We start from the raw sequence: 12855 nt of genomic DNA on the forward strand, positions 1-12855 counted from the left end.
AACTTATATAATTATTGTTTTAGGAAAACATTCATTTTAGTTTAATTTAGGTAGTATCAAAAGAGGAACAGCACTATTAAAACTTATCTTATCTACGACATCCTCTTTTACTAGTCTTTGCAAGAAATTATACTTATGATGTATTAAAGTTATTAAATCACTTTCAGTGTTTTTGGCAAAATCTTTAAGAGCGTTAGTCTCCGAAGTTTCGACATCAATTTTACAAAAAATATAATCTATATTTTTTAATAGTTTCTTTAACATTTTTCTATTCTCTTTTTGGATATCTGTGAGAAATTCCTCCTGCATAATTCTGGCAATATTTATTTTCGCATTATTAGCTATTGCAATCTCAATTAATGGTTCTAATTCTTCGTTAAAAAAGGCTCTTTTAAAATTTGTAGAAAAAGTAATCAAAGAAGGTTTTGTTACAGAATAATCTTTTGGTACTACAATAATTGGACAATTATCTACAGCATTGATAACTTTTACTGCGTTACTACCAAGAAAAATCTCTTTAGCTCCTTTCGCACCTTTAGTACCCATTATAACATATTCTATCTTTTTAGATGCAATTGTAGAGTTAATAGTTTTTACTAGTGTATTGGCTTTAGATACTGTCTCATAATAATGCTCAACATTGTTATTTTCTTTATTTACTTTCTTCGCTAATTTTTTTAATTCTATTTCAGATTCATTTGCCATTTCTGTTAGCATAGAATCGCTATAATTTTCATTCAGTAAATTTGATGGATTACTCAAATAAACATTGAGTAAGAAAAATGTACACTCTTCATTATTGAATAATACTTTTGCATATTGAAGAGCATTAAAAGAATTATCTGAAAAATCAGTAGGAATTAAAACTCGTTTCATGTTTTTTTTGACTTATAGGTAAGACTTTTATTTCGAATAATTAAAAATAATGAAATAATACCTTAAAAATTATTAAGTAACTTTTTTTAATTTGAATAAGTTATTTTCTAAAATGAACGAATCAACTATTTTAAATTGATTTTTTAATATTAAAATAGATATCTTCAAACAATTAATTTAATAATTCTAATGAAAGATAAAGAACCTATAAAAATAGAAGAACCCTTACAGTATTCTGATAGCAATCAGGTCATTGATGATAAGAAATTTCAGAAACAATTGATTAAAAAACAAGAAGCAAATACAAAAGAATTTACTAAAATGTTATCGACAACTAGTAGAAATCACTATACGTTGAATCAAATGGTGGATAGAAAAGCAAGAATATTACTCTCAATGAACGCTTTAATTTTATCTTTTATTATTGGTAAAATAATTGTTAACAATGATATGTTAGATTTAAAATTTATATTGTTGTTTGTTTCAGGAGTTGCCGTTTTGATTTCAATAATTTATGCAATGTTAGCGATGATGCCAGAGAAAACGAATAAAAACTTAACTGTTGAAAAAATTAGAGATAATGAAGGAAACCCATTGTATTATGGAAATTATATAAATATGACAGCCAAGATTTATGAAAATACTATGATGGAGATGAGCGATAATATTAATTTTATAAATAGATCATTGCTACAAGATATCTATCAATTAGGTATTTTATTAGAAAAAAAAAGAAAATATCTTAGAAGCGCACTTTATGTATTGTTAATAGGAATTTTAATTTCATTTCTAATGGCATTTCTTTTTAGAGTTATTTATGGAGATGATTTAGGAATTAAATAGTTTTTTATTTTAATAGATAGATCTTTCTTAAGTATTAAATTTTTAAAAAAAGGAAAGCCCTTATTTATTAATCTTGAAAAGAAATAGAATATAAGTTTATGATTTTTAGATATCATGATTCGTGATATGAAATTTTGAATTAGCTTTAGAAAAACAAAAAACTATCATGAAAAATATAATGCTAATTAGTAAGGGTTTAGAACCTAATACAAAGAAGTAAAACGTAGTACTTTAATCAATTTAAAATAATAATCAATCGTCTATGTTTTTAGTTTCTTCTTTAGATCCTGTTATTATTCTGGTGGCAGTTCTCGCTCTATTAGTCATAGGAATTAGTATTGTGCTCAAAAAGCTAAATCAAACCTATATTGTAGGTTATATTCTTGTAGGAGTTATTCTTGGGGAATATGGTTTGAATGTTGTTAAAGATGCAGAATCAATTCATTTACTCGGAGAACTAGGAGTAATCTTACTTTTGTTCTTTATCGGTATGGAAATAAATATTGTTGATTTTTTAAAACGTTGGAAATTGGCAGTTATCGGAACACTATCCCAAATAGGGTTAAGTGTGGCTTTGATACTTTTAATAGGATATTATTTTGATTGGAGTTTTGCCAGATCTGTAGTAATAGGATTTGTTATTGCCCTAAGTAGTTCTGCAATAGTCATAAAATTACTGCAAGACAAAAAAATAATTGAAACTAAAATTGGTAAAAATGTTTTAAGTATTCTTTTGGCTCAAGATGTAGCATTAGTACCTTTACTTATTATTATTTCTCAATTAGGAGGAAAATCCGAATCGCTTGAACACATAATTTTAATGAGTATTGGAGCAATATTAATAATTGGGATACTCATTTATATTTATATTAAAGGAGCTATAAGTCTTCCTTTTTCTAAAAGAATTGAAAGAGATCACGAGCTACAAGTTTTTATGGCAATATTTCTTTGTTTTGGAGGGGCATTAACAACATTAATTTTTGGCTTATCAGCGGCGCTAGGAGCTTTTGTTGGAGGAATAATTATCAATGCAGCAAAAGAGGCAGATTGGATACATGATACTTTACACTCATTTCGAGTACTCTTTGTTTCTTTCTTTTTTATAAGTGTAGGATTACAGATTGATCTTACCTTTATTTATAACAATCTTTGGTCTATAATGACAACAATTTTTGTAGTTTATATAACCAATCATTTATTGAATTCTTTAATTCTTAAAGTTTTTTCATGTAATTGGAAAGAGGCATTGCTTGGTGGAGCATTACTGGCACAAATTGGAGAATTAAGTTTTCTATTAAGTTCTACCGCTTTTGGTTTAGGTATTATCGAGGCTTTTGGTTATAATTTTACAATAAGTCTAATCTCATTAACCCTAGTTATTAGTCCATTTTGGATTACTTTAACCGAAAAATTAACTGGTTTTAAGCAAAAAAATAATACTGATTTATCCTAAGATTATTTTCTATAACATTGTATAATTTTTTTATTTAAGTAGTCTTAGGAAAATCATTAACATAGAATAACCATTAAAATAAAAAAAACTCTAAAGTGAAAGATATAAAAGTAATAGGAAGCGAAGAATGGTGCATATTTGAAGAATTTGGTATTCCTGCTATAAAAGCTAGAATAGACTCTGGCGCAAAAACCTCTTCTATACAAGCTAATAATATCCAATTGATTACTAAAGGTACAGAAGAATGGGCACGTTTTGAGGTAAATCCTATACAAGAAAATCGTAGTATCACAATTACTTGTGAAACTAAAATATTTGACAAAAGAATTGTAAAAAGCTCTTCGGGAATTTCAGAACAACGTTATGTGGTCAAAACACCAGTTACCGTTGGAGAGGATACTTTTGATATAGAAATGACCCTTGCGAATCGAGATACGATGGAATTTAGAATGCTTTTAGGTCGCGAAGCATTAATTGACCGTTACATGGTTAATCCATCAGTAGCCTTTATTCAAACAGATTTTACCAGCGAGCAAATCACTAAGAAATATAAATCTTTTATAAGGGAAAAAACGGGGCTGAAGATTGCTCTTTTAGCAAGTAACCCAGAATTATATAGTAATAAACGAATTATTGAGTCTGGTATTGCCAGGGGTCATGAAATGGTCTTCTTGAATGTAGAACAATCTTATATGAAATTGGATGCTACACGCCCTGAAATAAGATACCGAGGAGGTAATATTATTGATGCGTTTGATGCAATTATCCCGAGAATTAAACCGTCTGTAACTTTTTATGCCTGTGCTTTGATTCGGCAATTTGATTCTATGGGGGCATATTGTTTAAATAGTGCCGAAGCGATTACACAATCTAGAGATAAGCTATTAGCAACACAATTATTTGCAAAACATGAGATACAAATTCCTATTACAGGATTTGCAAAATCTCCTTTGGACACTAAAGATCTAATTAAAATGGTCAATGGAGCACCTTTAATTATTAAATTATTAGAGAGTACGCAAGGTAAAGGAGTAGTGTTAGCAGAAACTAATAAGGCAGCAGAAAGTGTTATTAATGCCTTTAAAAGTGTGCAAACTAATATTTTAGTACAAGAATTTATTAAAGAAGCTAATGGACAAGATATTCGTTGTTTTGTAGTAAACGGTAAAGTAGTCGCATCAATGCAAAGACAAGCAGTGAAAGGTGAATTTCGAGCAAATATTCATCAGGGAGGATCTGCTTCTAAGATTAAAATTACTACCGAAGAACGGAAACTTGCAATTAAAGCAGCTAAGATTTTAGACCTTCCAGTTGCTGGAGTAGATATCATAAGATCTAATAAAGGTCCATTGTTACTCGAAGTCAATTCTTCTCCCGGTTTAGAAGGTATAGAAAATGCTACGGGGCTAGATATTGCAAATATTATGATTGAGTCTATCGAAAAAAAGTTAAAATTTCAGGTATGAAACTATTGAATTCTGAACAAGATCAAGAATATATAAACTTGCAAACAGAACTAGTATGGTTACAGCAATATATTAAAGAAACTAATCAGCGAATCATGATCTTATTTGAAGGCAGAGATACTGCCGGTAAAGGAGGGGCTATTATGAGATTTATAAGATTTCTTAATCCTAGATTGTTTAAGGTAGTTGCATTATCAAAACCAACCGAAAAAGAAAATGGTCAATGGTATTTTCAACGCTATATAGAGCATCTTCCTGGTCCAGGAGAAATTGTGTTTTTTGATCGAAGCTGGTATAATAGAGCCGTTGTAGAACCGGTAATGGGTTTCTGTAGTGAAGCACAACATGAACTATTCAATAATCAAGTAGTGCAGTTAGAAAATATGCTGATTGATGATGGTTTACATCTTTTTAAGTTTTGGTTTTCTATAAGTTCCGAAGAACAAAAGAAACGTCTTGAAGAAAGGGTCCATAACCCATTAAAACAATGGAAATTAAGTGGAGTTGATGTACAAGCACAATCCAAATGGTCATCGTTTACAGAATATAAAGAAAAGATGTTTAATAATACTTCTACAAAGAAATCACCTTGGATTGTCATTAATGGTAATGATAAGGATCGTGCTCGAAAGGAAGCCATGAGATATATCATTCATAATTTAGAATATGATAAAAAAGGTAACACTAAAGAAAAACTAATTCCAGATAGTAGTATAGTCAAAATTGTATAGTGACAATAAAAGTAATAAGTTAGAATTTTTCTTTTAGATATAGGAGATTTCTAATTTCAATATTTATCTTAAAATTTTAATGATGCTTAAACAATATATAACATCTTTTCTATTATTCATATGTTTTTCTTTTGTCTTTGGACAAGAAGTCACTCAAGTTATTGCAAGAAAAGAGAGTTTTGGGATCGATCAAAAGAATAAAATTATTATTTGGAATTTCAAAGTGACTGACTCTACAAAACGAGCTCACAAAAAATATACTCAAGTATTATTTAGTAAGTTATGTCAAAAAACAATTTTAACTGATAGTTTGTCTTATAAAAATAGCTATCTTATTCAGAATAATAATGAAGTTTATAAATTATATATTTCGAGGCTGCCAATAATATCAATAAGTATAGATGACACTATAAAAGATATTCCAAAAAAAGCTGCTCGTTTTCGATATTCAAGTTATAAGAAAATTATAGATACATTGGCAGGCATAGAACTGAGAGGTAATTTGTCTTTAACATTTCCTAAAAAATCATATGATCTTGAATTTTGGAGTGATTCCACAAAAAAAAATCCACTCAGAATTAAACTCCCAAAATTAGGTACAAACGATGATTGGATTCTTGATGGATTGTATAATGAACCATTGCGATTGAGGTCTTTTCTTAGTCAAAAATTATGGTTGTCTATTCATAAATCTCATTATGTGAATAAAGAACCTAAGGCTAAAAGTGGAGCAGATCTAAGATTCGTAGAGTTATTTTTGAATTCTGAATACAAAGGATTTTATGCATTATCTCAACAAGTAGATCGTGATCTCCTAAAATTAAAGAGATTTGAAAATGAAGTGGTTAAAGGAGAATTGTTTAAAGCTACAAGTTATGAAGGTGCGCCAGCTTATAAAAAACTTCCTCAATTTAATAACCTTTTTCCTCATTGGGGGGGATATCAAATAAAATATCCTTTTATTGAATATAAAGCCTATTGGGACAATTTATATAAATTTACAGATTTTGTTATGAACTCTAATGCTTCTGATTTTAATGAAAAGATAGCAGAGTATTTTAATATTCCTAATGCCATAGATTATTTTTTATTGATAAATTTACTTAGGGCAACAGACAATCTTGGCAAGAATGTTTTTGTAGCACGATATGACCAAAACACTCCTTATTTTAATGTGCCTTGGGATTTAGATGGAGTTTTAGGAACAATTCAGGATGGAAAGAGGATTCCAACAACTGATGATATTTTAAGTAATGGATTATTTGATAGATTATTGAACGAGAATCCTGCTAACTATAAGACCAGAGTGAAAAATAGGTGGTTAGAATTAAGAAATAACCAATTTAATAAGGATTCATTATTTAAGACTATTGATCAAACTTATAACAGACTTGAAAAAAATAAGATTTATGAAAGAGAGAATCTAGTTTGGGAATCGAACATTTCTTATAAAGACCATTTAGAGTATTTAAAAAATTGGGTTATTAAGAGATTGATATATTTAGATACTTATTTTAATTCATTATGAGAGATGAATTATATATATCGACTCGTGCTATTCTTTGTATACGTTGTTAGCAACTGCAATTATTCTGTTTTTTATTTATCTCCAATGAATAAAAAAGAGCTTTTCATTGATTTTTTAATTCCGTCATAAACTAATTCTAAAACTTTTTCTTCAGTAATTCCCTCAAGATTATCAAAAAGAAAAAGTTCGATGCTATTACTGTTTTTATCTATAATATAAATGGACTATATAAAGTATATAATTCTGAATTTTATACTTCATGTTTTGCAAAACACCAAGTTTGGAATTCTAACTGTACTAGATTTAAAGGTACTCACATTTCCAAATGAAGCACCTTTTTATGGTTTTGTATCTGAAAGACGATTGTTTTGTTTCATATGTTTATTCAACAAACCTTATTTGATTGTCAAGAGAAATTGTTGAATTGAACCATAAAATATAATTAAGGACATCGTACAATCATCATAACACGAAAGCATCAAAAGTTTAATTAAAATTGTCGCTGTAGAGGCTAGGTGTACTATTTGTTAATTACAAACTTTATTAGCATTACCTCGATTGGTTATTTTGGGAATACAAGAAGGGAATCCTATTATTTCTTCCATACTGGGGTCATAAACAAAATCATAATATCCTTCATCATTTCTTCCTAGATTATTGTTTGTAAGTCTAGCTCCGTGAAATATTGGTGTTATAGCCTTACCATACCTTGCATCTCCTTTGGTTCTTTTGAGTGGTGCTAAAGATTGATAAGGATGTTTTTCTCTAAAATCCTTTGGATAATACTTGTAGTGTTTTTTCTTGATCTGAGCGACAAAATCTACATCAGAAGCTTGGATTTTGATTTTCCCTCCTATATAAGGTTTTGGAGAATAATATCCGTTTTTGGGTCCAAACCCTTTATCAATGCGTATACCTATACCACAATTAATAGCTGTAATATCACGAACTACAACTTTTCCATGTTCTTTGGCATGGGGAGACAACATTAATACTGCATTACCATTTGTACAACTCACATTTTGCGCATAAATATTTTCTTGAATCCCAATTTTGAATCCAGCTTCTACCAGTCCTTTAGCAGATCCTTCTAATCTTAAAGTAACACCACCATGTCCGCTAATATCTTTGAGCAATAAATTCTTACCTCCCGCCAGTTGAATCAATCCATAACCATAATCCGCATTTTGGATATGACAATTTTTAATGATCCCATTTTCAGAAATTCTATTAAATGAAGTAGTATTCCTTCTAGTTCCATTGGGACCTATTCTAAAAGCAGAAAACATCGTTTCATTATCTAAAATTTCTGCACCATTAATTTCGAAACCGTTGGCATAACCAATAGAAACAAAATAAATAGCTTTGTTTGGAGAATCAATCTCTGAATAATTAATTTGATATCTTTTGTTGATATCAGAAGAATAAATTTTTACGTTTTTTACGGCACTTGGATAATTATTGGTTCCAATAGTAAAAATTGCCCCTCTAAAAGATTGAGCTACTTTGATTACTGCTTCTTTATTGATTTCTATATGCACATTAGATTTTAAAGAAATACTTTGATTTAAAGTATGTGTTCCCTTTGGAATTTTAAGTACCCCTCCCTCAGGTCTATTGTTTAAAACATCAATTGCATTCTGTATTTTTGAACCTGTTATAGGTGTTGATATAGTAATTGGATTATCCATAGATACATTCCCATTAAAAAATGTACTTTCTTCTGGAATATCATTTGAAGTGGAATCCGAGGGCGTAAATTTTTCTTTCTTGGATAGAGTTGGTTTTACATCTACTACCATAGTTTTAGAACAGCTTTTACTAGGAAGCAAAGTAAACATTACAAATACAACTAAAAAATATTTTAAATTATTCATTTTGTTTATTTAGATTTTTATTTATTAAAACTCTTCTTCAGGATTATATTTTAGATAATACACTTCTCTAAGACTAAAAATAATAGCGAAGGTTTAATTTAAAATAGATTGAAATTCTTATAAATTGAAGTCATCTTGACGTTTTCTATTTCCTAAAAAAGGCTAAAATCACCCCATATATGGTTATTTTTTTTATCCATATCGCTGCTATTTGCTTCAAAAAGAGCCTTGTATGTACAAATCTTATCTCATTTTCGGTTAAAAACAAAAAGTCAAGATGACTTCATCATAAATCAAACTTTCTTTAAATCTATTTCCAAATTAATTTGATAAAGGAAAAGAGTAAAAAAATTGTCGGTGTGGGAATTATTCTTTTGTGGTATGAAATAGACAGTCATAATCCTGTAATACAAAAGATTTGTTCTGGAAATAAGAATATAAATTGTAATGCTGTATTAGGATCGAAACAGGCTAAATTTTTATTTGAAACACTTAGTTGGAGTGAGGTCGGGTTCTCTTATTTTAGTGGAACTTTACTCTTTTTATTCATTCACAATTTTTCAACTTCCTCATTATCTTTGATAAGTTGGCTTACATTATTTTCTATATCCTTTGTGTTTTTTTTCTTTGTATATCAAGGACTAATTTTGAAACAATGGTGCCGATTATGTATTTCAATCCAAGCGATATTGCTTATAGAAGTAAGTATCGTTTTTTATACAAATTGGTATAAGATAGCAATAGATTTCATTTTAATCCCTTCTCTAATTGCAATACTATTTTTTCCAATACTTGTTTGGAAAACTATAAAATTTGCAATACAAAAAGATAAGGATAGTCGTTTTAATAGAAGAAATTTTTTGAGATTAAAAAATAATACAAGTGTGTTCTTTGGACTTTTGAAAGAATCTAAAAAAATCGAATACAATACCGAAAATATAGGTCTTGTCTTTGATAATGAAAAAACCAAATACTCTGTGGTTAAAGTATGTAACCCTTATTGTAATCCTTGTGCAGAAGCTCATCCAGTGTTAAAAGAACTTTTAGAAAGAGAGTTAATTGAATTACAAATTATTTTTACATCTAGTCCGGAGAAAGATAACGAAGAGGCGTTACCTACCAGACATTTAATGGCTTTAGCCGAGAAACAAAATAGTAAATTACTACATCAAGCTCTAGACGATTGGTATTTAGCAAATGAAAAGGATTATGAAGAGTACGCTAAAAAACATCCCTTGAAGGATGAGATAAAAACACAAACCAAAAAATTAAAAGTCATGAAAGATTGGTGTGATCTTGAAAAAATACAACATACACCAACAATATTTATAAATGGTTACCAATTACCAGCAGAATATGAAATCAGTGATTTAAAAAATATATTGGTTTAGTAAATTAAAATAATCCAAAGAAGATATTCCCTCGCGAGGAGTAGACATATGTCCTCAAGTGTCTATAAATGTTTGAGGAAAAACAAACACTTTTAAAACCTATTAAAATGAAAAAAAGAAGTTTTAATAAATTAAGATTTAACGAAATCGAAATGCTAGAAAGAGACCAACTAAAAAATGTTTTAGGTGGAAATAATAGAAACTTTATAAGTTGCAGATGTTCAGGCTCTAGTTTTACTTTTCCTTCAAGGTCTTGTAGCAATTGTAAAAATATTTGTAATATACAAGGTAGACAGTATTCCTGTAGTTAATCAATAATTAAATTAGCGATAGAGAGAGGAGAGAAAATTTCTCTCCTCTAATGTTAAGTTTTCGCAAAGTTAGTTTTTCTACATTTTTGATAGTTATATTATTGTATTCATTTTATTGGTAAATTCAATTCACTAAAGTAAAAAGTATCATTTTTTTAAGATGATATTTTTAAAGCAGTTTTTGCGATAAAAGAATATGACTATATCCATTTCTATTTAGAGAGTTAGTAAAAAGATTGTTTTTATCCAAAATGCTAGACAGTTCTATAAAAAATACACGGTTACTACAATTGCACATTTAGAGTTCTCTTCATATTTAGTAATATATGGTCTTTCCTATAAATTTGCTTATTTAGTAAAACTATATATCTATAAAAGATGTGTTCCTCTATTCAATTAGAGCAGGATCATACCAGTAATGTTTAATTAATTTGTTTACTATATGATTTGACCCCTAACCACAATACTCAATGATTATATTTTTTAACATAAAAATAATCCAATAATAGATATAATTTCAATTAAAGATTAATGTATGCGATACTCTTCTTTGGAGTACCTTTTTAAGGTGCCGATTTATAACCGTTTGTAGCCATTTGTAAGATGATGAAAATATAAAGCTATAATAAACAGAAGGGTAGCTTAGGTTTATTTTAGACTCATACCCCGAAGGTCGCAGGTTCGAGTCCTGCTCTCGCTACTAAAAATAACCTCTTGATTTTCAAGAGGTTATTTTAGTTTATAAGGGGAAATTTCTCTTTGTATATACGTTATTAAATCATAAAAGCATGGTTAAAAAGCATGGTTTTCCTTAAATTATCCGCCGAATATCCTCAATTTTTTAACTGCTGTACTTATTATTTTTTTTATCGATATAATGTTTTTGCAATACTTCGTCAGTAGTATGTGAAGATAACGGTTTTGTATCTCCTTTTGATCGCAATATTCAAGTGGACTTGTAAGAGAAATTCGGATAATTTTTCCAAGACATTTGTTTGAATATAAACTGTCTTAAATATCTGTTTGAATAAATGTAGCAACTCCAGTTTTCACTTGCCTATTTGTGTGTATTTTGCATGTATTTGTGTGCTTAAAATTTTCAATCTCCTTTTTTGAAATTCTTTTTGTATTATAAATTACTTCTCATGCAAAGCAATATCATAATTCTAGAAGCAAAATTGATGACAACGCATTATATTTTGTGAAGGACTTTGTTTTTTGTTTATCATGTGATTTACTGTTAGGATATGTAGTATATTGCCTGAAATTAAAATGAGTTGATCCATGAAGTATATTGAGATTTTAGTTAAACTGCGCAAAATTATACGTTCTATTAATCTGGAGAGCAAAAAAATAGAGAAAGAATTAGGAGTTAGTATTCCTCAGCTTCTAGTACTTCAATATTTATCAGATCAGCAAGATTATCGAGCGTTTGCTAAGGATATCAAATCGTACATTAATCTAAATGCCAGTACAGTTTCAGGCATTATTACCAGACTGGAGAGTAAAGGATTTGTTGCGCGCTTACCGGAACCTAATGACAAACGCGCTACTTATATTACATTAACAGCCAAAGGTGCGGATTTGTTACAGAAGTCACCAACAACCTTACAAGAAAAATTATCGTTAAAGTTAAAAAAATTAACTCCTGAACAGATTAATGAGTTAGATAGAAATATAGAATTATTAACAACTATAATGGATGTTGAGGATGTCGATGCAGCTCCATTATTAACGATTAAGGAAATTACTCATGTAAAAGAAGAATGATTCTAAATTTAGAGTTTTAACATAACTTTTTCTTTTTCTCAAATAGCCCATAGACCCTACGGTAATAAATTATTAACTACTATAGTGGTAGTACATTTTATATGCTCAACATTCTAATAGTTTCTATAAGAACTATTTTTAGTTATCTTTGTGAAAACCTTTTGTATAAAAGAGTTTTTTAAATTGTTTCACTAAAAATAAAAGTATGGAAAAAGAAAAGTACTTGGAAAAGGCTGTTGCATGGGCAGAGAGAAAACCTACAATTTCTCTAAAAGCTACAATCGAAGGTTATGAAGACCCCAAAACCTATAAGAGTAAATCTACTGATGAAGTAGTACAAGCCGATCTCTCCTTTATTACCAATGGAGGGGCTAAGCATTATACAGAAGTGGCTTTAAAAAAAGATAATCCTAAAGATCTTGTTGTGAAATGGAAAGTACTGAGCTTTATGGCATCTATGAAGAGAGGAAAACTACATCTTTTGGCTCCGAAAGGTCATAAGGCTTTTACTTTAAAACTAGTAAGACGCCACAATATCAATGCTGTAGTTCATCCCATTTAAATATCTGACACGATCTGCAAAATTAATAGCTACAATTATAATAAAAT

At 29.1% G+C, this 12855-nt stretch carries 10 protein-coding genes; 8 read left to right on the forward strand and 2 right to left on the reverse strand.

Annotation, left to right across the window (positions count from 1 at the left end; translation table 11 throughout):
• Positions 1-36: 36 nt before the first annotated feature.
• Positions 37-876, reverse strand: a complete 840-nt coding sequence (locus tag FHK87_RS16280) for a universal stress protein (RefSeq protein WP_140594824.1) — start codon at positions 874-876, stop codon at positions 37-39.
• Positions 877-1065: 189 nt separating this feature from the next.
• Between FHK87_RS16280 and FHK87_RS16285 the strand changes: the two genes are divergently transcribed.
• From FHK87_RS16285 to FHK87_RS16305, 5 genes are all read left to right on the forward strand, one after another.
• Positions 1066-1719 (forward strand): Pycsar system effector family protein, encoded by a 654-nt coding sequence (locus FHK87_RS16285; RefSeq protein WP_140594825.1) that lies wholly within the window; start codon positions 1066-1068, stop codon positions 1717-1719.
• A 262-nt stretch (positions 1720-1981) separates the two neighbouring features.
• Positions 1982-3172 carry a cation:proton antiporter gene (locus FHK87_RS16290; protein WP_140594826.1) on the forward strand — a complete coding sequence of 397 codons (1191 nt, stop codon included), beginning with the start codon at positions 1982-1984 and terminating at the stop codon, positions 3170-3172.
• 95 nt (positions 3173-3267) lie between these two features.
• The gene (rimK, locus tag FHK87_RS16295) at positions 3268-4638 is read left to right on the forward strand and encodes a 30S ribosomal protein S6--L-glutamate ligase (protein WP_140594827.1); all 1371 of its coding nucleotides are present in this window, start codon (positions 3268-3270) and stop codon (positions 4636-4638) included.
• Positions 4635-5369 carry a polyphosphate kinase 2 gene (gene ppk2 / locus FHK87_RS16300; protein WP_140594828.1) on the forward strand — a complete coding sequence of 245 codons (735 nt, stop codon included), beginning with the start codon at positions 4635-4637 and terminating at the stop codon, positions 5367-5369. The genes rimK and ppk2 overlap by 4 nt, the downstream gene beginning before the upstream one ends.
• A gap of 82 nt (positions 5370-5451) precedes the next feature.
• Positions 5452-6897, forward strand: a complete 1446-nt coding sequence (locus FHK87_RS16305) for a CotH kinase family protein (protein ID WP_226294290.1) — start codon at positions 5452-5454, stop codon at positions 6895-6897.
• Between the two features lie 527 nt (positions 6898-7424).
• Here the strand turns inward: FHK87_RS16305 and FHK87_RS16310 are convergent.
• Positions 7425-8774, reverse strand: a complete 1350-nt coding sequence (locus FHK87_RS16310; protein WP_140594830.1) for a pectate lyase family protein — start codon at positions 8772-8774, stop codon at positions 7425-7427.
• 359 nt (positions 8775-9133) lie between these two features.
• On the opposite strand from FHK87_RS16310, the gene FHK87_RS16315 reads away from it, so the two are divergent.
• From FHK87_RS16315 to FHK87_RS16325, 3 genes are all read left to right on the forward strand, one after another.
• A complete protein-coding gene (locus FHK87_RS16315; protein ID WP_140594831.1) occupies positions 9134-10165 on the forward strand; it encodes a vitamin K epoxide reductase family protein in 1032 nt (343 codons plus the stop codon).
• A 1595-nt stretch (positions 10166-11760) separates the two neighbouring features.
• On the forward strand, positions 11761-12246 hold the full coding sequence (locus FHK87_RS16320) for a MarR family winged helix-turn-helix transcriptional regulator (protein WP_140594832.1): 486 nt from the start codon (positions 11761-11763) through the stop codon (positions 12244-12246).
• 205 nt (positions 12247-12451) lie between these two features.
• Positions 12452-12808, forward strand: coding sequence for a hypothetical protein (locus FHK87_RS16325; RefSeq protein ID WP_140594833.1), 357 nt, complete (start codon positions 12452-12454; stop codon positions 12806-12808).
• Positions 12809-12855: the final 47 nt, after the last annotated feature.

Origin of the sequence: Aquimarina algicola (genome assembly GCF_006443095.1) — a bacterium.
In the GTDB taxonomy this organism is placed as follows: domain Bacteria; phylum Bacteroidota; class Bacteroidia; order Flavobacteriales; family Flavobacteriaceae; genus Aquimarina; species Aquimarina algicola.

Excerpts from the sequence above, each read along its gene's own strand:
- FHK87_RS16290 (WP_140594826.1), top strand. The coding sequence starts at position 1,982 with ATGTTTTTAGTTTCTTCTTTAGATCCTGTTATTATTCTGGTGGCAGTT.
- FHK87_RS16325 (WP_140594833.1), top strand. The coding sequence starts at position 12,452 with ATGGAAAAAGAAAAGTACTTGGAAAAGGCTGTTGCATGGGCAGAGAGA.
- ppk2 (WP_140594828.1), top strand. The coding sequence starts at position 4,635 with ATGAAACTATTGAATTCTGAACAAGATCAAGAATATATAAACTTGCAA.
- FHK87_RS16285 (WP_140594825.1), top strand. The coding sequence starts at position 1,066 with ATGAAAGATAAAGAACCTATAAAAATAGAAGAACCCTTACAGTATTCT.
- FHK87_RS16310 (WP_140594830.1), bottom strand. The coding sequence starts at position 8,774 with ATGAATAATTTAAAATATTTTTTAGTTGTATTTGTAATGTTTACTTTG.
- FHK87_RS16280 (WP_140594824.1), bottom strand. The coding sequence starts at position 876 with ATGAAACGAGTTTTAATTCCTACTGATTTTTCAGATAATTCTTTTAAT.
- FHK87_RS16305 (WP_226294290.1), top strand. The coding sequence starts at position 5,452 with ATGCTTAAACAATATATAACATCTTTTCTATTATTCATATGTTTTTCT.
- FHK87_RS16320 (WP_140594832.1), top strand. The coding sequence starts at position 11,761 with ATGAAGTATATTGAGATTTTAGTTAAACTGCGCAAAATTATACGTTCT.